Source organism: Rhodococcus sp. NPDC076796, from assembly GCF_040702765.1.
GTDB lineage: Bacteria > Actinomycetota > Actinomycetes > Mycobacteriales > Mycobacteriaceae > Rhodococcoides.
In genome coordinates, this window is the sequence record NZ_JBFBMS010000005.1 from 150,643 (window position 1) to 174,444 (window position 23,802).

25 protein-coding genes are annotated in these 23,802 nt (G+C 65.1%); 15 read left to right on the forward strand and 10 right to left on the reverse strand.

Annotated elements, in window-relative coordinates; translation table 11 throughout:
- Positions 1 to 18: 18 nt before the first annotated feature.
- Positions 19 to 1,185, reverse strand: coding sequence for a DNA recombination protein RmuC (locus AB0366_RS17720; RefSeq protein ID WP_366245043.1), 1,167 nt, complete (start codon positions 1,183 to 1,185; stop codon positions 19 to 21).
- 123 nt (positions 1,186 to 1,308) lie between these two features.
- On the opposite strand from AB0366_RS17720, the gene AB0366_RS17725 reads away from it, so the two are divergent.
- On the forward strand, positions 1,309 to 2,499 hold the full coding sequence (locus AB0366_RS17725) for an exonuclease SbcCD subunit D (protein ID WP_366245044.1): 1,191 nt from the start codon (positions 1,309 to 1,311) through the stop codon (positions 2,497 to 2,499).
- Positions 2,496 to 5,504: an SMC family ATPase gene (locus tag AB0366_RS17730; RefSeq protein ID WP_366245045.1), complete on the forward strand. Its 3,009-nt coding sequence runs from the start codon at positions 2,496 to 2,498 to the stop codon at positions 5,502 to 5,504. Before AB0366_RS17725 ends, AB0366_RS17730 begins: the two co-directional genes overlap by 4 nt.
- Here the strand turns inward: AB0366_RS17730 and AB0366_RS17735 are convergent.
- From AB0366_RS17735 to AB0366_RS17760, 6 genes are all read right to left on the reverse strand, one after another.
- Positions 5,486 to 6,772, reverse strand: coding sequence for an AI-2E family transporter (locus AB0366_RS17735; protein WP_121873324.1), 1,287 nt, complete (start codon positions 6,770 to 6,772; stop codon positions 5,486 to 5,488). The genes AB0366_RS17730 and AB0366_RS17735 overlap by 19 nt on opposite strands.
- A 61-nt stretch (positions 6,773 to 6,833) precedes the next feature.
- Positions 6,834 to 7,331, reverse strand: coding sequence for a methylated-DNA--[protein]-cysteine S-methyltransferase (locus AB0366_RS17740; protein ID WP_121873323.1), 498 nt, complete (start codon positions 7,329 to 7,331; stop codon positions 6,834 to 6,836).
- Positions 7,328 to 8,794: an AlkA N-terminal domain-containing protein gene (locus tag AB0366_RS17745; RefSeq protein WP_366245046.1), complete on the reverse strand. Its 1,467-nt coding sequence runs from the start codon at positions 8,792 to 8,794 to the stop codon at positions 7,328 to 7,330. Before AB0366_RS17745 ends, AB0366_RS17740 begins: the two co-directional genes overlap by 4 nt.
- A gap of 57 nt (positions 8,795 to 8,851) precedes the next feature.
- Entirely contained in the window at positions 8,852 to 9,022 is a 171-nt protein-coding gene (locus AB0366_RS17750) for a YbdD/YjiX family protein (protein WP_072692145.1), read from the reverse strand.
- On the reverse strand, positions 9,023 to 11,296 hold the full coding sequence (locus tag AB0366_RS17755) for a carbon starvation CstA family protein (RefSeq protein WP_366245047.1): 2,274 nt from the start codon (positions 11,294 to 11,296) through the stop codon (positions 9,023 to 9,025). It lies immediately after the preceding gene.
- Positions 11,297 to 11,439: 143 nt separating this feature from the next.
- Positions 11,440 to 12,621 (reverse strand): ROK family protein, encoded by a 1,182-nt coding sequence (locus tag AB0366_RS17760; protein ID WP_366245048.1) that lies wholly within the window; start codon positions 12,619 to 12,621, stop codon positions 11,440 to 11,442.
- Between the two features lie 142 nt (positions 12,622 to 12,763).
- Between AB0366_RS17760 and edd the strand changes: the two genes are divergently transcribed.
- Positions 12,764 to 14,587: a phosphogluconate dehydratase gene (gene edd / locus AB0366_RS17765; protein ID WP_366245049.1), complete on the forward strand. Its 1,824-nt coding sequence runs from the start codon at positions 12,764 to 12,766 to the stop codon at positions 14,585 to 14,587.
- A 32-nt stretch (positions 14,588 to 14,619) separates the two neighbouring features.
- Positions 14,620 to 15,249, forward strand: a complete 630-nt coding sequence (eda, locus tag AB0366_RS17770; RefSeq protein ID WP_366245050.1) for a bifunctional 4-hydroxy-2-oxoglutarate aldolase/2-dehydro-3-deoxy-phosphogluconate aldolase — start codon at positions 14,620 to 14,622, stop codon at positions 15,247 to 15,249.
- Between the two features lie 19 nt (positions 15,250 to 15,268).
- Here the strand turns inward: eda and AB0366_RS17775 are convergent, their stop codons facing one another.
- Complete coding sequence (locus tag AB0366_RS17775) at positions 15,269 to 16,039, reverse strand: SDR family oxidoreductase (RefSeq protein WP_366245051.1); 771 nt, start codon at positions 16,037 to 16,039, stop codon at positions 15,269 to 15,271.
- Between the two features lie 102 nt (positions 16,040 to 16,141).
- Here AB0366_RS17775 and AB0366_RS17780 point away from each other — a divergent pair, with 102 nt between their 5' ends.
- The 8 genes from AB0366_RS17780 to AB0366_RS17815 all read left to right on the forward strand — a co-directional run bounded on the left by AB0366_RS17780 (position 16,142) and on the right by AB0366_RS17815 (position 20,725).
- Positions 16,142 to 16,978: a helix-turn-helix transcriptional regulator gene (locus AB0366_RS17780; RefSeq protein WP_366245052.1), complete on the forward strand. Its 837-nt coding sequence runs from the start codon at positions 16,142 to 16,144 to the stop codon at positions 16,976 to 16,978.
- A gap of 88 nt (positions 16,979 to 17,066) precedes the next feature.
- On the forward strand, positions 17,067 to 17,396 hold the full coding sequence (locus AB0366_RS17785; RefSeq protein WP_366245053.1) for a CD225/dispanin family protein: 330 nt from the start codon (positions 17,067 to 17,069) through the stop codon (positions 17,394 to 17,396).
- 48 nt (positions 17,397 to 17,444) lie between these two features.
- Complete coding sequence (locus tag AB0366_RS17790; RefSeq protein WP_366245054.1) at positions 17,445 to 18,239, forward strand: TIGR03620 family F420-dependent LLM class oxidoreductase; 795 nt, start codon at positions 17,445 to 17,447, stop codon at positions 18,237 to 18,239.
- 12 nt (positions 18,240 to 18,251) lie between these two features.
- A complete protein-coding gene (ychF, locus tag AB0366_RS17795) occupies positions 18,252 to 19,331 on the forward strand; it encodes a redox-regulated ATPase YchF (protein ID WP_032380545.1) in 1,080 nt (359 codons plus the stop codon).
- A gap of 215 nt (positions 19,332 to 19,546) precedes the next feature.
- On the forward strand, positions 19,547 to 19,900 hold the full coding sequence (locus tag AB0366_RS17800; RefSeq protein WP_366245055.1) for a DUF1801 domain-containing protein: 354 nt from the start codon (positions 19,547 to 19,549) through the stop codon (positions 19,898 to 19,900).
- A gap of 101 nt (positions 19,901 to 20,001) precedes the next feature.
- Positions 20,002 to 20,286, forward strand: coding sequence for a type II toxin-antitoxin system Phd/YefM family antitoxin (locus AB0366_RS17805; protein WP_121873585.1), 285 nt, complete (start codon positions 20,002 to 20,004; stop codon positions 20,284 to 20,286).
- Positions 20,283 to 20,546, forward strand: a complete 264-nt coding sequence (locus AB0366_RS17810; protein ID WP_121873313.1) for a type II toxin-antitoxin system RelE/ParE family toxin — start codon at positions 20,283 to 20,285, stop codon at positions 20,544 to 20,546. The genes AB0366_RS17805 and AB0366_RS17810 overlap by 4 nt, the downstream gene beginning before the upstream one ends.
- 14 nt (positions 20,547 to 20,560) lie before the next feature.
- The gene (locus AB0366_RS17815; protein ID WP_366245056.1) at positions 20,561 to 20,725 is read left to right on the forward strand and encodes a hypothetical protein; all 165 of its coding nucleotides are present in this window, start codon (positions 20,561 to 20,563) and stop codon (positions 20,723 to 20,725) included.
- Positions 20,726 to 20,857: 132 nt separating this feature from the next.
- Here the strand turns inward: AB0366_RS17815 and AB0366_RS17820 are convergent, their stop codons facing one another.
- Positions 20,858 to 21,262, reverse strand: a complete 405-nt coding sequence (locus AB0366_RS17820) for a GNAT family N-acetyltransferase (RefSeq protein WP_366245057.1) — start codon at positions 21,260 to 21,262, stop codon at positions 20,858 to 20,860.
- Positions 21,259 to 21,972 carry a hypothetical protein gene (locus AB0366_RS17825; RefSeq protein WP_366245058.1) on the reverse strand — a complete coding sequence of 238 codons (714 nt, stop codon included), beginning with the start codon at positions 21,970 to 21,972 and terminating at the stop codon, positions 21,259 to 21,261. Before AB0366_RS17825 ends, AB0366_RS17820 begins: the two co-directional genes overlap by 4 nt.
- Before the next feature lie 412 nt (positions 21,973 to 22,384).
- Between AB0366_RS17825 and AB0366_RS17830 the strand changes: the two genes are divergently transcribed.
- The 3 genes from AB0366_RS17830 (at position 22,385) to AB0366_RS17840 (ending at position 23,731) form a co-directional block, all read left to right on the forward strand.
- Entirely contained in the window at positions 22,385 to 22,648 is a 264-nt protein-coding gene (locus AB0366_RS17830) for a type II toxin-antitoxin system prevent-host-death family antitoxin (RefSeq protein WP_128645360.1), read from the forward strand.
- The gene (locus tag AB0366_RS17835) at positions 22,645 to 23,037 is read left to right on the forward strand and encodes a type II toxin-antitoxin system VapC family toxin (RefSeq protein WP_366245059.1); all 393 of its coding nucleotides are present in this window, start codon (positions 22,645 to 22,647) and stop codon (positions 23,035 to 23,037) included. The genes AB0366_RS17830 and AB0366_RS17835 overlap by 4 nt, the downstream gene beginning before the upstream one ends.
- Positions 23,038 to 23,113: 76 nt before the next feature.
- Positions 23,114 to 23,731 carry a class I SAM-dependent methyltransferase gene (locus AB0366_RS17840; RefSeq protein WP_366245060.1) on the forward strand — a complete coding sequence of 206 codons (618 nt, stop codon included), beginning with the start codon at positions 23,114 to 23,116 and terminating at the stop codon, positions 23,729 to 23,731.
- Positions 23,732 to 23,802 lie beyond the last annotated feature (71 nt).

Sequence of the window (23,802 nt, forward strand, 5' to 3'; positions counted from 1 at the left end):
CCCGAGGTTAGCCGTTGTTCAGCCGACTGCATCGCTGACATGACCGAAGTCGTGCCGGTAGCGGGACGAATCGGACAGTTTGGGCCGCTCGTCCACTCGGGCGATGTCCACCGGCTCGGCGTCGAACAACTCGAGCTCGTGCAGCTTTCTCGCCGTCACGCTCACCCGGGTATCGACGGACCCGACGGTGGAATTGAAGGACTCCACGGCCTTGCCGAGGTGGGCACCGAGCTTGTCCAGGTGGGTCGAGACCACACCGATCCGCGTGTACAGCTCGCGTCCCAGTTGCTGGATGCGTGCAGCATCCTCGGCCAGTGACTCCTGCTTCCACGTGTAGGCGACAGTCCTCAATAACGCGACCAGGGTGGTGGGGGTGGCCAGGATCACGTTCCGACCGAAGGCGTACTCGAGCAGACCGGTGTCCGATGTCAGGGCCGCGTCGAGAAACGGGTCGCCGGGAACGAACAGCACGACGAATTCCGGCGTCGGCTCGAACGCCTGCCAGTACGCCTTGTCGGCCAACTGGTCGATGTGGGTCCGCAGTTGTTTGGCGTGGCGTCGCAGATTCTTCTCCCGCGCGTCGGGATCCTCGTCCTGGGCGGCGTCGAGGTACGCCGCGAACGGCACCTTGGCGTCGACGACGATCTGCCGACCGCCGGCGAGACGGACGATCATGTCGGGTCGGATGCCGTCCTTGCTCACCTGCGTTTCGAAATCGCAGTGCTTGAGCATGCCTGCGAGCTCGACGACCCGCTCGAGTTGGATCTCGCCCCACCGGCCCCGGATCTGTGGTGCGCGCAGCGCCGTGACCAGCTGACCGGTTTGGGTAGACAGATGCATCGACGCACGATGCATACCGGTGACCTGCTCCGACAATCCCGCGTACGCCCGGATGCGATTGTGCTCGACCTGCCGGACGTGCTCGGAGAGCGCATCGACGGCGTCGTGCAACGGCTCGACCAGGTGCGAGACCTGCTGGCCGATCACGGTCGAATTGCGACGCGCCGAATCCTCGTTGACCGCACTCAGCGACTGCCGAAGCATGCCCTCGTGCTCGCGCAGCGCGGCCAGTTGAGCTTCGGCTCGAACGGCACGATCGCCCATCCGTGATGCGTGCAGCAACCAGCCGACGACCGCGCCGATACCGAGCGCCACGAGCAGTCCGAACGCGGTGAGAATGTTCATGGGGCAGATGATGCAGGACGGTACCGACAACTTCGGTTCGCGAAGGCTGTGGACCGCAGCTCACGTCCGACAGGCCGAGGCACCTCGAGGAGTTTGTCGGTGGTTCCCGATAGCGTCGTCCGTATGAGAATCCTGCACACCTCGGACTGGCACATCGGTCGCACCTTTCATGGTGTCGACCTGTTGGCCGATCAGGGCGCTGTGCTGGGGTCAATCGCGGAACTGGTTGCGGCACAATCGATCGACGTGGTGGTGGTGCCGGGCGATATCTACGACCGCGCTGTGCCCAGTGCCGATGCCGTCCTGGTCTGCAACCGCGGACTGGAGGCCATTCGAGCGGCCGGTGCCGTGATCGTCGCGACGTCGGGAAACCACGATTCACCCGCGCGACTGGGCGCGGGCGCTGCGTTCGCTTCGGCAGGAGGGCTGCATCTGATGACGCGGGTGGGCGACGTCGCCACCCCGGTCGTCATCGATGACGAGCACGGCCGCGTTGCGTTCTACGGCATTCCGTATCTCGAGCCCGAAACCACTCGCCTCGAACTCGACGTTCCCACTGCGCGTACCCATGCCGACGTGCTCGGCGCCGCGATGGATCGGGTGCGCGGCGACCTCGCGACGAGAAGCGAGGCAGGGCAACGTGTTCGCTCCGTCGTGCTCGCCCACGCTTTCATCGTCGGCGGTGAGGCGACCGGGTCGGAGCGGTCGATCTCCTCCGGCGGTATCGAAACTGCGCCTGCGTCGGCGTTCGACGGGGTCGACTACGTGGCGCTCGGACATCTGCATTCGCCCCAGACCCTCACCGATCGGGTGCGATACTCCGGTTCGCCCCTGCCCTATTCGTTCGGCGAGCGGTCGCACCACAAGGCGGTGTGGATTCTCGAACTCGACGCGAACGGGCTGGGCAGCGTCGAGCGAGTGGACCTGCCGGTGGTGCGCGGGCTCGCCCGCATCGAAGGCACGGTCGAGGAATTGACAACGGACACAGCATATTGCGAGTTCGAGGACCATTACGTCTCCGCCGTGCTCACCGACGAGGTACGTCCGGTCGACGCAATGCGCCTGCTGCAGCAGCGTTTTCCGCACGCTATCCACCTGGAATGGCGTCGCCCGGAGGGATCCGGAGAGCTTCGCTACCGCGACCGTGTGCGCGGCCGCAGCGATCTCGACATCGCCACCTCGTTCGTGACGGACATGCGCAGCGTGCCGACGGCAGCGGAGTCCGCGCTCCTGGCTCGTGCTCTGGCCTCCGTGCAACACGAGGCCGAGGCCCTCCGCGGGACGGCCACCACAGCCGGCCGCGGTGCTGCATGAGGCTGCATTCGCTCGAGATCACCGCCTTCGGCCCCTTTGCGGGCACCGAGACGGTCGACTTCGATGCGCTGGGAGCCGACGGGCTCTTCCTGTTGCACGGCCACACCGGAGCCGGCAAGACGACGGTGCTCGACGCCGTGGCGTTCGCGCTGTACGGAACAGTGCCCGGAGCTCGTCGCGAGGGCAAGCGGCTGCTGTCCGATCACGCGGCCAAGGGCGCGGTGCCACAGGTGACGTTGGAAGCGACACTCGGTGGGCGGCGCATCAGAATTGTGCGCAGTCCGGAGTTCCTGCGGCCCAAGCTCCGAAGCACGGGCACCACCAAGCAACACGCCAAGGCCAGTCTCACCTGGCTCGACGGCCGCGGGCAGAACCTCACCCGGCTCAATGAGATCGGTGACGCCGTCAACGCGCTGCTCGGGATGAGTGCCGACCAGTTCTTTCAGGTGGTGCTGCTGCCGCAGGGTGAGTTCGCGCGATTCCTCCGAGCCGACAGCGACGAACGCGGAAATCTGCTCGAAAGACTTTTCGACACAGGTCGATTCGGCGACGTCGAAGAGTGGTTCGCGCAGCGTCGCCGGGAGCTCGCCGCCGAACTCGCCGACGCTCACCACGCGATCGACATCATGCTCGGCCGGGTATCGCAGGCATCGGGAGTTCCCGAGCCCGCGGGGGAGGGCGGCGAGCAGCCGGACCCCCTCGAATGGGCGGCCGACGTCCTCGACGATGCCCGCCGGAATCGGACCCTCGCGCAGGGTCGGGCGGTGCTGATCGACGCGGCAGCTCGGCGTGCGTCGGCAGCTCTGACGAAGGCCACCACCGTTGTCGATCTGCAGCGGCGACGGGCACTCGCCGAGGGGCAACTCGCACAATATCGGGAGGGCGAGACGGCGCGAGCAGCGCGCAGAACCGAGCTCGCCGATTCCGCGGCCGCCGGACCGATCGCGGACACTGCCGCAGACCTCCGTCTCGCACGACTGGCCACCGACGCCGCAACGTCCGCACTCACGGCGGCGGAGCGTGCCCTTCCGACAACCGCGGAGGGGCGACGCTTCCACACCGCGCTGCACTGGCCACCCGCGCCGGCGGATCCGTCGGCCGAGCGCACGGTCGTTGCACAGTTCGTGCGCGACTGGACCACCGATGTCGCGCGGCTGCAGTCGCTGCTCGGGCTCGCCCGCGAAGCCGACCGACTCGACGGCACCCTCGCCGAATATCGTGCGCAGCAACGTACTACCGCAGCGTCGATCGAACGCACCGTGCACTCGCAGGCCTCGATGCCCGAGCAGATCTCAGCAGTCGAATCACGGGTGGCACGGGCGTCCTCGGCTGCGGCAGAGCTGCCGGGCCTCGAGGAGCGCTGCGGTCGGGCTCGCACGGCAGCCGAGTCCGCACTCGAATTGGTACGCAAACGCGCGACTCTGGCCGCGGCCGAACGTGCCCGCGACACCGCGGGAGCCGCGCACAACACGGCCTGGGAGCACCTGCTCGATCTCCGTGAGCGACGCATCGACGGGATGGCAGCCGAGCTGGCGGCCCGTCTGGAGGCGGGGGAGCCGTGCGTCGTGTGCGGATCGGAGGTGCACCCCCATCCCGCTGCAGCGTCCACATCGACGGTGACCAAGGCACAGGAAGACAAGGCCGCCGCCGCAGAACGCAAGGCTGCTGCTGCGCTCGACCAGGCGGTCGCGGTTGTCGCAGAAGCGCAACGCGGTGTGGACCTGCTGCACGACCGCACCGGAGGGGCCTCCGCTGCGGACTTGACCCAAATCCTCGATGCCGCGACCACCGCAGTGCAGGACGCCCGCACACGTGCCGCCGATGTGGAATCTGCAACCGCAGAACTGAATCGCCTGCGGAGCGAGTCCGACGCGCTGACGGTCACACTCCACGACCTCGTGGCCTCGCGTAGTGCCGTGGACGAACGTATCTCGGCTACCGAGGAATCGCTGGCGCAGATGCGTGCGTCGATCGCCGAGGAGGTGGACGAGGGCGCGTCGCTGACAGACCGAATCGCGGAGCGAGAAGCCTTGATCGACGGTGCCCGGCGAATTCAGGATGCGCGTATCGCCTGGCTCGGCGCCACTGCTCGCGCCGATGAGCTGGCAGCCGAACTGGACCGACGAGTGGAGGCGTCGAACTTCGAGACCGTCGACGCGGCGGCAGGGGCAGTGCTGGCGGCCGACCGCGTCGAGCAGATCGAGACCGAGTTGCGCACCGCCGAGGAGGCGCGTGCGCATGCCGAGCACGTGCTGCGCGAGCCCGCCATCGTGGACGTGGCCGGTCGGCCGCCGGTGGATCTGGGCCCGCTCGAGCAGGCGTGCGCCGAGCTCGACGACCAGGTCAGGGCCGCCGCCGCGGCGGTGGCGGAATGCCGAAGGCGCGCAGACGATCTGGAACGGCTGATCGCCGAACTGTTCACCGCCGCCCAGGCCATCGCGCCACAACGTGCCGAATTCGACGAGCTCGCCAACCTGGCGGACGTGGTAGCGGGCCGGGGGCAGAATGCACGCAAGATGTCGTTGCGCTCCTACGTCCTCGCGTCCCGACTCGAGGACGTAGCCGAGTCCGCCTCTGCGCGGCTGCGGCGAATGTCCTCGGGCCGCTACGAATTCGTGCACTCCGACGAGGCCGGCGTCCGCGGCAAACGGGGCGGTCTCGGACTGGACATCAGGGACGACTACACCGGCGTCGTGCGCTCGGCCAAGACACTGTCGGGCGGTGAGGCGTTCCTCGCGTCGCTCTCGCTCGCGTTGGGCCTTGCCGATGTCGTGGCCGCCGAATCCGGCGGGGTCGTCCTCGACACCATGTTCATAGACGAAGGATTCGGCACGCTCGACGCCGACACCCTCGAATCGGTGATGGCGGTTCTCGACGAATTACGTGCTGGCGGACGCGTCGTCGGCGTGGTCAGCCATGTCGACGAGATGCGGCAGCGCATTCCCAGCCGCCTCTACGTCAAGCGGGAGCGCACCGGCTCCACTCTTCAGGTCGTCGCGTCCTGACCCGAGGCCGGCTTGTCCGATTCGGCGTCCTTCTTTTCGTCGAGACCGGCCTGCTCCTCGGTCAACCCGTCGGGCAGCGGAGCCTGATCCTCCAGATCGTCCTGATCAGGTTCGTTCGAGCGCTCGTCGATCTGCTCGGACAGGTATCTGATCAGCACGGCAGCAACCGCCGCCGCCGGGACGGCGAGGAACGCGCCGATGATGCCGAACAGTGAGCTGCCGCCCGCCACGGCCAGCAGCACGATCGCCGGATGCAGATTCATGCTGCGGCTCTGCAGGATCGGCTGCAGCACATTGCCTTCCAACTGCTGCACCGCGACGATGATGGCGAGCACGATCAGCGCAGTGGTCAGCCCGTTCGCCACCAGGGCCACCAGCACAGCGAGAGCGCCCGCCACGAAAGCACCGACGATCGGGATGAAGCCACCGATGAACGTCAGGGTCGCCAGCACCAGCGCCAGCGGAACGCCGAGAATCACCAGTCCGAGACCGATGAAGAAGGCATCGATGAAACTGACGATGGCCTGAGTTCGGATGAACCCGCCCAGCGTCGCCCACATCCGTGAGAGCACCTCGCCCAGATGGCGTCCGGCGCGGCCACCGGAGAATCCGTGCAACCACGGCAGGAACTTCGGTCCGTCCTTGACGAAGAAGAACGTCAGCACCAACACCAGCGCCAGGGTGATCAGCAACGAGCCTGCAGCGGATACACCGGTGAACACGCCGGTGGCGATGACCTCGCCGCTGTCCTGCAGCCGCGCAACGATGGCCGACACGGCCGAGTCGATCTGGTCGTCGCCGATGTTCAGCGGCGGACCCTTCAACCAGTCCTGAACCTGCGCGATACCGCCCGACGCCTGGTCGACCAACTCCGGTGCCTGCTCGGCGACCGACGGGACGATCAGTGTGATGATGCCGCCGATGACGACGAAGAACACCACGAGTGAGACCGACGCGGCCAGTGCGGGAGGAAATCCGAGTCGCATCATCAGCTTCGCCGGCGGCCACAGCACCGTCGCGACGATCACGGCGAGCAGGACCGGCAGCAGGATGACCCAGAGGTGCCCGATCAGCCAGCCCAGTACCCATGCTCCGGCTGCGATCGAGATGAGGATCAGCGACCACTTGGCCAGCCACAGACCGCCGACCCCGATGAGGTCACCGCGATCATTGCCGGGCGTCTCGGACTTCGACGTCTTACCGGGAACTGCCGATTCGGTCACTGTGGGGTCCTCACATTCGGCGGGTGGCGGTTCGTGAAGAACCATAACGTCCCGGCGTGCCCAGCCGGTATGTCACCGCCACCCGACCACCCGTCGACGGGGGTGATCAGGCCGCCTCGTGCGCCAACAACCACTCTTTCACCGGCAGCCCCCAACGGAAACCGCCGAGCGCCCCGCCGATGCGCACCACCCGGTGGCACGGCACGAACAGGGCGGCGGCATTGCGAGCGCACGCCGACGCAGCACCGCGGATGGCTGTCGGTCTGCCGGACAGTTCTGCGAACTCGGAGTAGGTCACCGGCGCACCGGGTTCGACGGTGCGGAGTACTCCCCAGGCATGCATGAGAAATTCGCCGGATCGTTGCGCGACGGCAACGGAGTCGATGACGGTCAGCTCACCGCGGTGATAGTTCTCGACGGCGCGCGTCACGTCGCCGAGGTCGGCCGCAGTGCGGACGCTGTCGGGTCGCATCGTCGGGTGGATCAGGACGCGGAGTTCCTCGACATCGGCGGTCCACCCGGATGCGAGGACGCGCTGATCGGCGTCGACGATGGTGCTGAACGGCCCGATCGGGGTGTCCTGGGTGGCGGCGGTGGCAGTCATGCTTCTCTTCTTTCCAGTGCGGTGATCCACAGGTGCATCGAGACGTACGAACGCCACGGAGCCCAGCGGGCAGAATTGTTCAACGAGATGCCGAGCGCCTGTGCGCCTTGGCGGACGACGAGATCGGTGTCGAGCAGAACATCGGGATCGCCGAGTAGTCGCATGACGACGTACCGGGCGGTCCAGGGCCCGATTCCTTTGAGTGCGAGCAGTTCTCGCTCCAGTTCCGGCCCTTCTCGCGCGGGATGCAGCACGACGGTTCCCGACGCGATGGCGTCGGCGACGCGGATGACGGTCTGTACCCGGGCGGCGGGTCCGGTGAGTACCTCGTGGCCCCGTTCGGCAATGACGGCTGGTTCGGGAAACAGCCTGGTGACGGCGTCGTTGCCGAGGTCGAGCGGTGAACCGAGAGCATCGACGAGCCGGGCGGTGTGGGTGGCCGCGGCCTTCAGCGAGATCTGCTGACCGATCACGGTGCGCAGCAACATCTCTGCGCCGTCGACCACTCCGAGGGCGCGGATGCCCGGGTGCGCGTCGACGCTCGGTGCGAGCTGCGGATCCGTGTGCAGGGCGTCGTCGACAGCGAGTGGATCGGCGTCGAGATCGAGCAGGTGTCTGATCCGCGCGACGGCGGGGGCCAGATCACGCATGTCCTGCAATGTCACTGCGGCGCTGACGAATCCGTCCATCACCCGCAACACCACGAGGCCGGCTGCGTGCGGCAGGCGCAGGGATCGCACGTATTCGCCGTCCTCGGAGAAGGATTCGATGCCCTCGACCACGTGGCCTCGAAGGAACCACTCGATCCAGCCGCGGTCGAGCGGTGGGCGGTACGGCAATCGCAGGGTGACCGTTCCACCCGCTGTCGGGACGGCGGTGCGGTGCGCTTCTCGGCGCAATGTCGACGGGTCGGCGGCGAAGACTTCCTTGATGGTGTCGTTGAATTGCCGGACGCTGGAGAAGCCGGCTGCGAAGGTGACGTCGGCCATCGACATGTCGGTGGTCTGAATAAGGGTGCGGGCGGTGTGGGCGCGGTGCGCGCGGGCCAATGCGAGCGGGCCTGCACCGACCTCGGCCGTCAGCACGCGCGTCAGCTGGCGGGTCGAGTAGCCGAGGGTGCTGGCGAGGCCGTCGACGCCACCGCGTTCGACGGCTCCGTCGGAGATCAGCCGCATGGCGCGAGAACTGAGGTCCGAGTGGATGTTCCAGCGTGGTGACCCGGGGGTGGCGTCGGGCTGGCAGCGGCGGCAGGCTCGGTAGCCGGATTGTTGCGCCGCCGCTGCAGTGGCCAGAAACGAGACGTTGCCAGGCTTGGGGGTGCGGGCCGGGCAGGAGGGTCGGCAGTAGATGCCGGTGGTGGAGACGGCGGTGAAGAACTGGCCGTCGAACCGTGCGTCACGCGAGGAGACCGCGCGATAACACCGATCGAAGTCCAGTTCTTGCACGTGCCGTTCGCTGCTCATGCACCTACTGTGTCAGCGCGGACGCGTCGGTGCTAGCGGAAATCGGACATCACCGTGTCAGCAGCATCGAGCCCCCGGGTTTCGGTCCGCCTCCGCGTGTCGGTCCTTCCAGTACTGCCGCACGGTCGGTGGTTCCTGACCCGGGTGGTGGCGGGCCAGATGGGCGACGTAACGGTCGTAATCGTGGTCGCCCATCACCGAGGTGATCCACCACCACAGCCCGCGCATCTAGTGCGCCGATCCGGGGCGGCGGACGGTGCCCGCCTCGATCAGCTCGTCCCATTCGGCCTCGATCTTCTTCTCCGCGGGGCTCGGAACGAAACCGCTGGGGCCGAAGATCTTCGACGGCACCTCGGGCTCCTCGTTGTCGGGCAGGTTGTCTCCCCGCACGGCCTTGATGCACACCCACACTCCGGCGAACACGACGACCAGGACGAGTACCGCGAAGATGATCGACAGTGTGCCCTGGATGAAGGTGTTGCGGATGACGGCGTCGATGGCCTCGGGTGTTCTGGCGGTGCCGAACTCGGTGAGCCCCTGCGCCTTGGCGTCGCGGAACTGCGAGTGCTGCGTCCAGTATCCGATGGCCGGGACCGAGGAGAAGATCTTCTGGTACGACGCCGTCATCGTCACGATGAGGTCCCAGGCGAGTGGAACTCCGGGGATCCACGCCCACTTGTAGAGGCCTCGTTTGACGACGATGACGAGTACCACCGTCAGTGCGATCGCGGCGAGGAGCTGGTTGGCGATACCGAACAGCGGGAACAGGGTGTTGATGCCGCCCAGTGGATCGGTGACACCCATGAGAAGGATTGCGCCCCAGGCTGCGACGACGATGAGCGAGCAGATCCAGGCTCCGGGCCGCCAGGACGGGTCCTTGAACTTCTTGGCCGTCGCGCCGGGCAGGTTGCCGATGCTGTCGGAGAGCATGAAGCGTGCGACGCGGGTGCCTGCATCGACCGTGGTGAGGATGAACAATGCCTCGAACATGATCGCGAAGTGGTACCAGAACGACTTGAGCCCCGGCCCGCCGAACACCTGGTGCAGTACCTCGGACATGCCGAATGCGAGCGTCGGTGCGCCGCCGGTGCGCGAGATGATCGATTCCTCGCCCACATCGGCTGCGGCCTGGCTCAATTCGGCCGGGGTGATGTCGCCGCCGCTCAGTCCCTGTCCGTTGACGTACTCCGCCGCGGTCTCCGGAGTCCCGCCGGTGAGCGCTGTCGGTGCGTTCAGTGCGAAGTAGATGTGCTGATCGAGGATGCACGCGGTGATCAGTGCCATGATGGCCACGAAGGACTCGGTGAGCATGCCCCCGTAACCGATCATCCGCATCTGCTTTTCCTTCTCCAGCAGCTTCGGCGTAGTGCCGGAGGAGATCAGAGCGTGGAAGCCCGACAGTGCACCGCAGGCGATGGTGATGAACAGGAACGGGAACAGGGACCCTGCGAATGCCGGGCCGTTGCCCTCGGTGGCGAAGCTCGTCATCGCGGGCATCTGGATCTCGGGACGTGCGATGAGAATGCCGACGGCCAGCAGGGCGATGGTGCCGACCTTCATGAACGTCGACAGGTAGTCGCGCGGGGCGAGCAGCAGCCACACCGGCAGGATGCAGGCGAGCAGGCCGTAGCCGATCAGCAGCCAGGCGACGGTCACCTTGGAGAGGGTGAACCAGTCGGTGCCCCAGTCGGTTTCGGCAACCCAGCCGCCGGCGACGATGGCGAGCAGCAGCAGGACGACGCCGATGAGCGAGACCTCGGTGACGTTGCCCGGTCGCAGGAAGCGCAGGTAGACGCCCATGAACAGCGCGATCGGGATGGTCAGCGCGATGGAGAAGACGCCCCATGGGCTCTCGGCGAGTGCGTTGACGACGACGAGTGCGAGCACCGCGATGAGGATGATCATGATGACGAACACCGCGACCAGAGCGGCGGTGCCGCCGACGACTCCGAGTTCGTCGCGGGCCATCTGGCCGAGGCTGCGGCCGTGGCGACGCGTCGAGATCCACAGCACCAGGAAATCCTGTACGGCACCGGCGAATACGACGCCGATGATGATCCACATGGTGCCCGGGAGGTAGCCCATCTGAGCGGCGAGGACGGGTCCGACGAGCGGGCCTGCTCCGGCGATCGCGGCGAAGTGGTGGCCGAACAGCACCCGACGGTCCGTCGGCATGTAGTCCTTGCCGTTTTCCAGAATCTCGGCAGGAGTGGCGCGGTCGTCGCGTGGGAAGACGATCTTGCGTTCGATCAGCCTGGCGTAGAAGCGAAAAGCGAAGATGTACGTACACACCGCGGCGATGACGAACCAGACGGCGTTGGGATTCTCGCCGCGGACGATCGCGATGATCGTCCACGCAACACCGCCGAGAAGGCCGATGGCGACGAGCATCAGGCGCTTGATCGGGGTCATCGGATGTGACTCGACGACGCCGACGGGCGGTAGGTCGGGATCTGTCTTCAGCAATTCGACGTGTGGTTCGTCGGCCGCTTTCAGTGACATGTGTGGGGTCTCCATGCTCGCAGGTGTGACTGCGATCACCTTATGGTCGGCGCAGGTGCGCGTCCTCGAATCGATGCTCCGTGGTGCGCCCGGCGGTCGCTGGAGTGCGACGAGCGGCAATTAGGGCCGATGAAGCCCGCCGGTCAGCTACCCAGGGCGTCGTCGACGGCGCGGGCGCTGAGCACCTGATCCAGTACCAGCGCGGCGCTGCCGATGACCCCGGAGAGGTCTCCGTGGGTGGTGGCCTGGATGGTGAGGGCTTTGGTGGCCAGGGCGGTGGCGTTTCCGTAGACGGTTTCACGCAGCCCGGCGACGAAGATGTCGTAGGCGTTCGCCATGTCGCCGCCGATGATGAGTACCTCGGGGTTGAGCAGGTTCACGGCCCCGGCCAGGGTTTCGCCGATGTGGCGACCGCTGTCGCGGATGAGCCTGCGTGCTTCGGGGTCGCCGCTCACCGCGAGATCGACGACGCCACGCACGTGGCCGACTTCGCGGCCCTGCTCGTTGAGTGTGCGCACCAGTGCCCAGCCGCCTGCGATGGCTTCGAGGCAGCCGCTGTCGCCACATCGGCAGGCGACCCCTGCGGCGGCTGCGGTCTTGGTGTGGCCGAATTCTCCTGCAGCTCCGAGTGATCCACGTTGCAGTGCGCCGCCTGCCACAATCCCGGCACCGAGACCCGTCGAGGCCTTGACCAACAGGGCGTTCTGGAAGCGATCTCTGTTGTCCCGACGTTCGGCGAGGACCATCGCGTTGGCGTCGTTGTCGAGAAACACCGGAGCCGTCGTGGTGTCGGCGAAGAACGGTGCCAGCGGCACCCCGTCCCAGCCGTGCATGATGGGCGAGTCGAGGCTGCACCCTCGGTCGGTGTCGGCGGTGCCGGGGATGGACAGCCCGACCCCGAGGATGCGATGTCCGGTTCGGTGCGACTCGTCGAGAAGCGCCTGCAGTCGTTTGGTGATCTGCGGCATCAGTTCGTCCGGGCCGACGCCGATCTCCTGGTCGACGGTGTCGCTCGCGAGCAATTCGCCGCCGAGGGTGAAGACACCCAGTTGGGACCGGCTGCGTCCGATCGCGGCGGCGAGCACGACTCCGGCGTCGATGTCGAAGGACAGTCTCGCCGGGGGCCTGCCGCCGGTCGAGTGCGTGTCCTCGGTTTCGATGACCAAGCCGAGGCCGGTGAGTGCGGCGACGCGGGAGGCGACGGCCGACCGCGACAGTCCGGTGATCCGGCCCAACTCGGCACGGGTGTCTGCTTCTCCGTCGCGAACCAGAGCGAAAACCTCACCTGCCGTCGCAGGTGGAGCGCTCAGGCGCGGCATCGACATAGACGCCATTCAACCAACTGGCAACTTTTACGGCAACAGCCTAAGAAGTCCCACTTATAACTTCGAAAAACATAAGTTGGGTTGTCGATCGACCTAAGCGGCCTTAAGGTGAGTGATGAGAGACCGAACATCGGAGATACTCATGGACACACTTCACCCGGTCCTGCGGCAGGTCACCGACCGCATCGCAGACCGTAGCCAGTCCGCTCGCGCCGCCTACCTCGCTCGAATCGCCGCCGCAGGGGATCGAGGCCCGGCCCGCGGTCGCCTCGCCTGCGCCAACATCGCCCACGGCTTCGCTGCCTCCGGCAAGGCCGACAAGCAAGCGCTCCGCGGCATGGTCAAGCCCAACATCGCCATCGTCTCGGCGTACAACGACATGCTCTCGGCGCACAAGCCGTTCGAGACCTACCCCGCCGTGCTGAAGAAGTCCGTCATCGATGCCGGTGGCATCGCGCAGTTCGCCGGGGGAGTCCCCGCCATGTGCGACGGCATCACCCAGGGCCGCGACGGCATGCAGCTCTCGCTCTTCAGTCGGGACATCATCGCGATGTCGACCGCAATTGCCCTGTCCCACGACATGTTCGACGCCACCCTCATGCTCGGGGTGTGCGACAAGATCGTCCCCGGAATGCTCATCGGCGCACTGAGTTTCGGCCATCTTCCCGCGGTGTTCGTGCCCGCCGGTCCGATGACGTCCGGACTCCCCAACGGCGAGAAGGCAAAAGCGCGCCAGCTCTACGCCGAGGGCAAGGTGGGCCGCGAGGCTCTGCTCGACGCCGAGGCCGCGTCGTATCACGGCAGTGGTACCTGCACGTTCTTCGGAACGGCCAATTCCAATCAGCTGCTGATGGAGGTCATGGGTCTGCACCTGCCGGGGTCGTCGTTCGTCAACCCTGGAACCGCGATGCGCGACGCATTGACGCGCGAGGCCGCCCACGTCGTCACCGGTCTGACGTCGCTCGGTGACAATTACACGCCGGTGGGGGAGGCCGTGGACGTCAAGTCCATCGTCAACGGCTGCGTCGCACTGCTGGCCACCGGCGGCTCGACCAACCACACGATGCACCTCGTCGCCATCGCGAAGGCCGCCGGAATCACGTTGACCTGGCAGGACCTGTCCGATCTATCGGCCGTGGTGCCGCTGATGGCCAGGATCTACCCGAACGGCCAGTCTGACGTCAATCACTTCCACGCAGCAGGCGGTCTCGGTTTCATCATCGGATCCCTGCTCGACGCCGGACTGATGCACGAGGACGTCACGACCGTTGCGGGCAAGGGGCTTTCGCGCTACACCCAGGAACCGAAGCTCGACGGCGACGGGGTGATGTGGCAGGACGGAACTCGAATCAGTCACGACGCCAGCGTGTTACGCGGCGCAACCGAGCCGTTCAGCGCCGACGGCGGATTGAAGATGTTGACCGGGCCGATCGGCAAGTGCGTCATCAAGACCTCTGCGGTGGCACCGGAGCATCGGGTGGTCAGCGGTCCGGCGCGGGTGTTCGACGATCAAGCGGACTTCCTCGCAGCATTCGATGCAGGCCTGCTCGACACCGATTTCGTCGCGGTGCTGCGGTACCAGGGACCGCAGGCCAACGGCATGCCCGAACTGCACAAGCTCACCCCTGCGCTGGGCATCCTGCAGGACCGCGGCCGGTCCGTCGCGCTGATCACCGATGGCCGGATGTCCGGAGCTTCCGGAAAGGTGCCTGCGGCAATTCATCTCACGCCCGAGGCGGCGAGCGGTGGACCGATCGCCAAGATCCTCGACGGTGACATGATCACCGTCGATTCTCTCGGTGGCACATTGTCGATCGACGTTCCGCTCGCCGAATTCGAGGCACGGCCGGTCACCGGTCGCGTGTTGGACGCCGACGAGTGGTCGAGCACCGGTCGTGATCTGTTCTCCGGGATGCGTGCGCTCGTCGGTCCGGCCGACGAGGGCGCGATGTTCGTGATGCGTTGACCCGAGAACCCGATTCGAGAGAAAGTAACACCGTGACTGCATCCCTGCTCGACCGCGTACCCGTCATTCCCGTCGTCGTCATCGACGATCTCGAACACGCCGTTCCGATCGCCCGCGCCCTGGTGGCGGGCGGAGTTCCCGTCATCGAGTTGACCCTGCGGACTCCGGTGGCGCTCGACGCCATCGAGCGCATCGCCGCCGAGGTTCCCGACATTCTCATCGGTGCCGGCACGATCATCACTCCCGGCCAGGCCAAGCAGGCCGCCGATGCGGGTGCTCAGTTCCTGGTCTCGCCCGGCTGTACGCCGTCACTGACCAAGGCGATGCGAGACACCGGGCTGCCCCACTTGCCCGGTGCCGCAACGGTGTCCGAGGTGCTCACCCTCCTCGAGGCCGGCTACACCGAGCTCAAGTTCTTCCCTGCCGAGGCGTCGGGTGGCGCGAATTTCCTGAAGTCCATTCATTCGCCGATCCCGGCCGCACGCTTCTGCCCGACGGGTGGAATCTCGACCTCCAATGCATCGAACTACCTGGCGTTGCCGAACGTCGGATGCGTCGGGGGATCGTGGCTCACTCCGGCTTCGGCCGTCGCACAGAAGGATTGGGACGCCGTCACTCGGTTGGCCGAGGCGACCTCGACACTGAAGACAGCACTCCAGTAGCGGTCCGCAGTGCGCGTATTCATCCGCGGGTGACCGTCATCCCGCCGTCGACGTAGAGCGTCGTGCCGTGCACCATCGAGGCGTCGTCGGAGACCAGGAACAGCACACCGTTCGCGATGTCCTGCGGCGAGAGCACTGTGCCCGCGGGCGTTCCTGCGGTCATGGCGTCCAACACCTCTCGCGCATCCTCGTTGCCCGGGGTCAACGTCGCACCGGGTGCGAGGGCGTTGACCCGCACACCGCGTGGACCGAACTCGGCGGCCCAACTGCGAGTGAGTTGTTCGTCGGCGGCCTTGGTTGCGGAGTACATCGCGGCGAACGGGCTGCCCATCGTGGCCATCCACGAGCCGATGTTCACGATCACGCCACTGCCGCGCTCGGCCATGGCCGGTGCCAGTTCGCCGACGAGCACGTGCGGAGCTCGGACGTTGACGGCGAGCATGGCGTCGAGTTGTTCGTCGGCGAGATCTGCGGTTGCAGTGGCGGGATAGATGCCGGCGTTGTTGACGAGAATGTCGACGCGGCCGCCGAGAGCGTCGGTGGCGCGGGCAGCGAACTCGCGGAGCTCGTGGTAGCTACCCGAGAGATCGACGTCGACGAAGGCCGCAGTGCCGCCTGTCTCGGAAATGCGGTGCGCCAAGGACTTGCCGCGCTCGGCGTCGCGGCCGCTGACTACCACCGATGCCCCCTGAGCCGCGAGGGTGAGCGCAATGGCAGCACCGATTCCGCTGGTCGATCCGGTGACGACGGCGGTGCGTCCGAAAAGTTGCTGTGGTGCAGAAGATGTCATGACGTCATGTCTACGGGCGGGCCAGCTGGCCAACCAGGCGTCACTCTGCCTAGGTCTGTCATGACCAGGTTGGTGATCGCCCATGTCGCTACTGTGGAATTCGTGAACAAGGACAGGTCCGCCCTCAGCGCGTTTCTGCGTGATCGGCGCGACCGCATCACCCCGATCGAGGCCGGACTGCACACGTATCCCGGTGCCCGACGAGTGCCTGGACTGCGGCGGGAAGAACTTGCTGCCCTGGCCGGGGTGAGCCCCGATTACTACAGCAAACTCGAGCAGGGTCGGCAGGCGAACGTCTCGATCGAGGTGCTGCGAGCTATCGCCAGGGCGTTGAGGCTGGACGAGGTGGAGTCGGCTCATCTGTTCGATCTCGCGTCCCCTGCCGCATCGACAGACAACGCTGTTCAGCAGCCGGATCCAGGGCTGCTCCAGGTCATGAAGGCGCTCGATCACGTTCCGGTGCTTCTGCTCGGTCGTAGCGGTGCCATCCTGGCCAGCAACGCGCTGGTTCGATCGGTGCTGAGTCTGCCGTCGTCGGCCGGAGACTCGCTCTTCCACTATCTGTTCCGCAATCCCCTCGCCCGCGAGCGAATCGTCAACTGGTCGCAGTTCGCGGCCGCCTCGGTCGCCGGGCTGCGCCGCGACCTCGCTCGTCGACCCGGGGACCGTGCGCTCATTTCCTTGATCGACGAATTGCGTTCCAGCGAGTCTTGTTTCGAGCAATGGTGGAGCGATCACGAGGTCGCCGAATTCGCGGGCGCAACCAAGATCATTCAGCACCCGGCAGCAGGCACCCTGCAGTTCAGAATCGAGCTGTTGACCTCGCCCAGCGAGCCCGATCAGAGTCTTGTCGTCTACACAATCGAGGATGGCTCGGACACTGCGAAAATCCTGCCGATCCTGGCAAGTTGGGATCCGAATTCGGCGATCACCACCTGAACTCGAGATCGCCCGGATTCAATTCGATGGAACCCAACGGGTCGGTGCGGCGTCCTACTAGCTGTCCGTCATCGAACAATCGGGGGAAATGATCATGTCGAATCCGTACCAGCAGTCGGAGTTCCAGCAGATCCAGCAGCCCTATCCGGCAGCGCAGCCCTATGCGCAGGCGCCGACTCTGCCGTCGTCCAATGCGGGGTGGGCCGTCGTTGCCATCATCTTCTTCTGGCCGTTGGCCATCCCCGCGTTCAATCACGCACTGAAGGTGCACCCGCTGTGGATGATGGGAGACGCTCAGGGCGCGCTCTATTCGTCGAATCGTGCCGGGTTCTTCGGGAAACTGTCGCTGGGGATATTCGTCGTCCTCATAGTTCTGTACTTCGTCTTCATTGCGCTGGTCGTCGCGAACTCGTACTAGGTCCCAACACTTGACCTCGACATAACTCGAGGTCCTAGCGTCGGGGGCATGGACACACTGAACCTCGGCCGAATCGGCATTTCCATCGACCTCTCACCGTCGCATCTCGACGACGCACGCACGCTGGAGTCGTATGGCTTCACAGCGCTGTGGCCCTCGGGCGGGCAGATCGATCGACTCGGCAGGTTGGTCGATCTGGTCCGTGCCACCGAGACCGCCACCATCGTCCCCGGGATCGTGCCGGTCGACGTGTTCTCACCCGAGCAGACAGGAAAGCTGTTCGAGGAACTCGCAGAGTCGGGTCGATTCGTCCTCGGGCTCGGTGGGCCGCAAACCGCGCGGCCATTGGCGGGGCTGCACCGCTACCTCGACGACCTTGCCGTGCCCGTGGATCGGATTCTGCTCGCGGCGCTCGGGCCGAAGAAGTTGGAGATGGCTCGGGACCGCGCTGCCGGCGCGATCGGGCTGCTTGTGACGCCCGAATGGACGGCGCAGGCGCGACCCTCTCTGGGGACGGCCGAGCTGGTCGTCGATCAGTTCGTCGTCGTGGAGTCCGATCCGGATCGTGCCCGTGCAGCCGCCCGTGAGCCGCTGAGCTTTCTCGCCACGGTTCCCGGCTATCGGCAGAACTTTCTGCGCATGGGGTTCACCGAGGCCGACGTCGACCAGCTCAGCGACCGATTGGTCGACGCCCTGGTCGCGTGGGGGAGCGTCGAGAAGATCGCTTCGCGGGTGGCGGAGCACCACGAGGCGGGAGCGGATCACGTCGTTCTTGCACCCCTCGGCGCTTCGAGTATCGACGCTGGCCGGGCACTGTCCGAGCTGGTGGTGTCGTCAAAGTAGACTCCATAGACCGTGAGCCTCACCCTCGGAATCGTCGGACTGCCCAACGTCGGCAAGTCCACCCTCTTCAATGCACTGACCAACAACGATGTGCTGGCCGCGAACTATCCGTTCGCCACCATCGAGCCCAACGTCGGTGTGGTCGCGCTGCCGGATCCCCGGCTCGAGAAGCTGGCCGAGGTGTTCGGTTCGGAGAAGCTCGTGCCCGCGCTGGTGTCGTTCGTCGACATCGCCGGCATCGTCAAGGGCGCGTCCGAGGGCGCAGGCCTGGGCAACAAGTTCCTCGCCAACATTCGTGAGGCCGACGCCATCTGCCAGGTCGTTCGTGTCTTCGCCGACGACGACGTGGTGCACGTCGACGGTCGCGTCGACCCGACCGCAGACATCGAGGTCATCGAAACCGAACTCGCGATCGCCGATCTGCAGACGCTAGAGAAGGCCATCCCGCGCCTCGAGAAAGAGGTGCGGATCAAGAAGGATCGCAAGCCTGCTCTCGACGCGGCGCTGGCAGCACAGGCCGTGCTGAACGACGGCAAGACGCTGTTCTCGGCCAAGGCGAAGCTGGACTTCGAGCTGCTCGGTGAATTCCAGCTGCTCACCACCAAGCCGTTCCTCTACGTCTTCAACGCCGACGAGTCGGTGCTCACCGACGACGCGAAGATCGGTGAACTCGCGCGCCTCGTCGCGCCCGCCGATGCCGTGTTCCTCGACGCGAAGATCGAGTCGGAACTGCTCGAACTCGACAAGGAGTCGGCAGCGGAACTGCTCGAATCGGTCGGACAGACCGAGCCCGGCCTCGACGCTCTCGCCCGCGCCGGCTTCCACACTCTCGGCCTGCAGACCTACCTCACCGCAGGCCCGAAAGAGGCCCGCGCGTGGACAATTCATCGAGGTGACACCGCACCCCAGGCTGCGGGCGTCATTCATACCGACTTCGAGCGCGGCTTCATCAAGGCCGAAATCGTCTCCTTCGACGACCTCGTTGCCGCAGGTTCGATGGCCTCGGCCAAAGCTGCAGGCAAGGTACGCATCGAGGGCAAGGACTACATCATGTCCGACGGAGATGTGGTGGAGTTCCGTTTCAACGTCTAGTCGACGAATCCGCAGAATCGGTGGCGCAGTACCACCGAGTGTCAGATATTCTTACCGCGGTGGTACGTGCCACCCACTGCGCTTCCACGTGGCAACCACGTGAATCATCGAGGAGAGGCCTGACCAGCTCAGGACATGTCCGGATGGGGTGCGGCGCAGGAATGCGCCATCTTCATTCCGCCGATGCCCGACATCGGTTGACGAAAGGACATGACATGTCGTCGAAGGACGAAAAGAACCTGACTCAGGTGATCGAGAAGATCTCGAAGATGGACGAACCGCGGCGTTCGGTCATGCAGCGTGTACACGACATCATCGTGTCCGCGGCCCCCACATTGAAGCCGCGGATCTGGTACGGAATGCCCGCCTATGCGAAGTCGGCGAGCACGCCGGCGCTTGTGACACTGCGCAACGACGATCGATTGAATCTTGCAATCACCGAGAAGGTGGCCTTCCGCGCTGCCGGTGGCACGGACGGGGAGTTGATGCCGGCGGCGTGGTTTTTCGAGACCGTGGACGAAGATACTGCGCAGCGAATCGCCGAGATCGTCCGTTCGGTGGTCGACTGAGCGCGTTCGGTTGACCGCGGGCCTCGGCGAGACAACGTGGCTCAGACGTCGGCCCCAGCAGGACCGGGGTGTCCACGGTCATTCGCGCTAGAATTCTGTACATGACGACCCTGCCGCTTGCCGAAGTTCGAGCAAACTTGTCGAAACTCGTCGACGAGGCCGTCCGTACCCATCAGCGGATCGAGGTCACCAGGCAGGGCCGTCGTGCGGTGGTCATGCTCAGCGCGGACGACTACGACTCGATCATGGAGACGCTCGAAATCCTCGGTGATCAGTCGTTGATGGCAGAAATCAGGGACGCCGAGGCGGCGGAGGATCGAGGCGAGGTCTACTCCCTCGACGACGTCACTGCCGAGATGCGTGAGCGTGGTCGGCTTCCGAAGTGAGCTATGCGATCGAGCTGACCGCCGCGGCTCGTAAGGCGCTCACCGACCAGTTACCCGAATCAATCGCCGTCGCCTGCTGGGAATTCATTCGTGGTCCGCTGGCGGAGAATCCGTACCGAGTCGGGAAGCCGCTTCGAGATCGACTGGAAGGTAAGTTTTCGGCTCGGCGCGGTGAGTTCCGTGTCGTCTACCAAATCTATGAAGATCGAATTGTCGTGCGAGTGATCGCAATTGCTCATCGTCGGGACGTCTATCGGTAGCTTCACCGGTGATCATGGACGACAACACCCCGTGGCTCTGGTTCGGTGAAGGCCCCACCGAGGCATGGCAGGAAGCCGTCGACGCAGGCCGGATTCTGCACACGCAGTACTTCCGCGACGGTGAACCTGTCGACGAGGTGACATCTCCGGCTGCCCGCGCGGGGGCCGAGGGCCGCTAGCCCTTCTGACGCCACCGTTTGCCCACAGATTGTTCAGATGTCCACCTGTGATGGTGGGCAGATGAATAATTCGTAGGCAAGAACCTCGGATTGCAGCTGCGGAGCGCGGAGACCTCCGACCTCGGGATCGCCTTATTCGAGCCGGAGCAGCCCCGCGGTGGTCTCTCTGAATCCACATCCGGCAGAGTAGAACTCGCGGAGGTGTGGTTCGTAGTCCACGTGTACCCACTCGATCCCTGACCCTCGCAGATCCGCGACGATGCGTGTTACGAGGCTTGTTCCGATGCCGCGCCGTTGCAGCGCGGGGTCGACGACGGTGTCGAGGAGGAAGGCGTGTCTGCCTCCATCCCACACTGCGTGTACGAACCCGCACAGCCGGCCGCTGGTGAACGCGCCCACCCACGATTTACTGTGCCTGTCCAATCGGGCCCGCCAGGGAGTGAGTTCGTACCCTCCGCCGAATGCTCTCTGATGGAGCTGCGACAGCTCGGCGTCGTCGACGGAAAAATTGACCCGGTAGTCGAAAGAGGCGCTCACCGATGGATCCACTCCTCTGGGTCGTTCTCACTTCGATCGACTGACCGGGTCGGCCCCCGACTGCAGACCAGCATCTCATCTGCACCCCGCTGAAACTCGTAGTCCACCTGCACGATCCGACTGTCGATCCCGCGATCTGCGAGATTCTCGAGTAGTTCGCCGAGATGTGGATACGGTGTTGACTCGCCGACTGCGACCAGAGGGAAGATACGCACCTCACTGCGGCTGACGCGGGCCAGTTCGGTGATGGAGTCGATGTGGAACTGGTGATCGAAAACATCGGAGTAGCTGAACAACAGATGGGAACTGAGCACGAGGTCGAAGCTGTCATCGCCGAACGGCAGTGAAGGGAGCCTGCCCGGAACGTACTGCTCTGGATGATCGTTGATATCCGTTGCGAACCGGCCTGCCGAATCTTCTCGGACCCGTTCGTGGTGATCCGGGTCGGCGAAGTATGTCCATGTGTAATCGTGACGGTGGGTGTGAACGAAGGCGTTGCCTCGCTCCGCCTCGTTGATCGCGATAGCGGCGAGGTCGGCAGGGGTGGCATCGAAATATGCGCTGTCGCAAGCTGTGGCTTTGCCGCCGAGTCCGTTCAGTTCGCCGGTGAAAGATGCTGCACCGCTCGGGCAATCGAGGATTCGACTGTTCAGGTCATCCTCGGTGAGTGAGAACATTGCTCGGTACTCCGCGAGCGATCGAGAGCTCACGAGTATCTCGCCCAGTCTCGGAGCGGATCGGTTGAGTTCGTTGTCGTCGTACAAGGTGGTCGGCCTCCTCGGTAGGCAGCCGCCTGAACGTGAAACCCGTGTGAGATCCCGCGAAGGGAGTTGTCAGGCCGCACGACAGGCGGCCGAATGCACAATTTTTGCAAGCCGCTGTTAGAGCGGCCACCAGTCCTGCGCACGGGTCATCACGCGGTCAGTAAAGCACATCACTGATCACGTGCAACCCTCGTTTGTTGGTCGAGTACAGTGTCCGAACGTCGAATCGCGATGGGAGAGCTGGGAGTCCGGAAGACCGGACAGCAGCCGTCAGACGGATTGCTGCAGAAACCTCACCTGCAATTGGCGGAACGCGAATCCTCCCGCGCAGTAGCACATGAAGTGCTACTTTGGTGCGATGGAGCGAATCGGCATCAGGGAGTTACGGCAACACGCCAGCCGCTACCTGGCGCGGGTGAAGGCCGGCGAAACTGTCGAGGTCACCGATCGTGGCAAGCTCGTGGCGCTGCTCGTGCCACCCGACCCTGGTCGCACCGCTGTCGATCGCCTCGTTGCCGAGGGACGATTGACGGCCGCAACTCTTCCGGTTCGGTTTCCCGAACGAGTGCGCGCAGAAGTATCCACAGAATCGATGCTCGACGAGATCCGTGACGATCGGTGATCTACCTCGATTCGTCGGCTGTGCTCAAGCTCATCTTCGACGAGGCCGAAAGCGACGTCCTAGAGACCTGGCTGACAGAGCGAGCGGGAGTGCCTTGGGTCAGTAGCGAACTGGCCAAAATCGAAGTTGTGCGCGCAACGCGTCGATACGCACCAGGCTCTGTGCCAACTGCTCGGGCAGTTGTAGCGCAGATCAATCTCGTCCCCATCGATTCGCGTGCAACCGACCTGGCGTCCGAAGTCGGTGACCCGATGCTGCGCACCCTCGATGCGATCCATCTGGCCAGCGCACTGTTGGTTCGAGACGATCTCACGGCGTTCGTCGCCTATGACCTCAGGCTGGCGGCAGCCGCAGAGGCGCACGGCTTGACCGTCGATGCGCCTGGCTGACGCCACAGCTCGGGCCGTTGTCAGCCCGGGGAATCGAAGTTGGCTACGCTCCGAATCAGACGATAGGAGAACGTAGATGGGTCTGCAGGAACTCGAAGCGTTGGTAAACCAGACAGCCACTGCTGGAGAACCTTTCGAGCGTGGAGCCGATGAGGCAGAGCAGGCATATTTGTCTTCGCTTGCGGCACGGCCGAGTACGAAGCTGATCTGTGAGGTCGGCTTCAACGCCGGCTTCTCGAGCTGGGCGTTCCTCGATGCATCGCCCGATACGACGGTCGTGTCCTTCGATCTGGCCGCCTATGCCTACAGCGACGCCGCGAAAGCCCATATCGACGAACACTTTCCGGGCCGACACACCCTGATCCAGGGTGACTCGCACACCACCATCGCGGCCTACGCGAAGGAACATCCGGACATGCGGTTCGACGTCATTTTCATCGACGGAGACCACTCGGTGGAGGGTGCCTGCGCAGACCTCGACGATCTGCGCGCGTTCGCTACCGCCGAGTCGGTGGTCGTCATGGACGACATCACCCCGTGGCTCTGGTTCGGCGAGGGCCCCACTCAGGCCTGGCAGGAAGCCGTCGACGCAGGCCGGATCCTGCACACGCAGTACTTTCGCGACGGTGAACCTGTCGACGCGGTGACACCTCCGGCCGAACGAGCCTGGGCCGAGGGTCGCTACCGGTTCTGAGGCCACCGTTTGCCCACAGATTGTTCATCTGTCCACCTGTGACGGTGGGCAGATGAATAATTCGTAGGCAA

Bases quoted from the DNA above. Each gene is read 5' to 3' on its own strand.
- AB0366_RS17720 (WP_366245043.1), bottom strand. From the start codon at position 1,185: ATGAACATTCTCACCGCGTTCGGACTGCTCGTGGCGCTCGGTATCGGC.
- AB0366_RS17725 (WP_366245044.1), top strand. From the start codon at position 1,309: ATGAGAATCCTGCACACCTCGGACTGGCACATCGGTCGCACCTTTCAT.
- AB0366_RS17730 (WP_366245045.1), top strand. From the start codon at position 2,496: ATGAGGCTGCATTCGCTCGAGATCACCGCCTTCGGCCCCTTTGCGGGC.
- AB0366_RS17735 (WP_121873324.1), bottom strand. From the start codon at position 6,772: ATGGTTCTTCACGAACCGCCACCCGCCGAATGTGAGGACCCCACAGTG.
- AB0366_RS17740 (WP_121873323.1), bottom strand. From the start codon at position 7,331: ATGACTGCCACCGCCGCCACCCAGGACACCCCGATCGGGCCGTTCAGC.
- AB0366_RS17745 (WP_366245046.1), bottom strand. From the start codon at position 8,794: ATGAGCAGCGAACGGCACGTGCAAGAACTGGACTTCGATCGGTGTTAT.
- AB0366_RS17750 (WP_072692145.1), bottom strand. From the start codon at position 9,022: ATGCGCGGGCTGTGGTGGTGGATCACCTCGGTGATGGGCGACCACGAT.
- AB0366_RS17755 (WP_366245047.1), bottom strand. From the start codon at position 11,296: ATGTCACTGAAAGCGGCCGACGAACCACACGTCGAATTGCTGAAGACA.
- AB0366_RS17760 (WP_366245048.1), bottom strand. From the start codon at position 12,621: ATGTCGATGCCGCGCCTGAGCGCTCCACCTGCGACGGCAGGTGAGGTT.
- edd (WP_366245049.1), top strand. From the start codon at position 12,764: ATGGACACACTTCACCCGGTCCTGCGGCAGGTCACCGACCGCATCGCA.
- AB0366_RS17775 (WP_366245051.1), bottom strand. From the start codon at position 16,039: ATGACATCTTCTGCACCACAGCAACTTTTCGGACGCACCGCCGTCGTC.
- AB0366_RS17785 (WP_366245053.1), top strand. From the start codon at position 17,067: ATGATCATGTCGAATCCGTACCAGCAGTCGGAGTTCCAGCAGATCCAG.
- AB0366_RS17790 (WP_366245054.1), top strand. From the start codon at position 17,445: ATGGACACACTGAACCTCGGCCGAATCGGCATTTCCATCGACCTCTCA.
- AB0366_RS17800 (WP_366245055.1), top strand. From the start codon at position 19,547: ATGTCGTCGAAGGACGAAAAGAACCTGACTCAGGTGATCGAGAAGATC.
- AB0366_RS17805 (WP_121873585.1), top strand. From the start codon at position 20,002: ATGACGACCCTGCCGCTTGCCGAAGTTCGAGCAAACTTGTCGAAACTC.
- AB0366_RS17815 (WP_366245056.1), top strand. From the start codon at position 20,561: ATGGACGACAACACCCCGTGGCTCTGGTTCGGTGAAGGCCCCACCGAG.
- AB0366_RS17830 (WP_128645360.1), top strand. From the start codon at position 22,385: ATGGAGCGAATCGGCATCAGGGAGTTACGGCAACACGCCAGCCGCTAC.
- AB0366_RS17840 (WP_366245060.1), top strand. From the start codon at position 23,114: ATGGGTCTGCAGGAACTCGAAGCGTTGGTAAACCAGACAGCCACTGCT.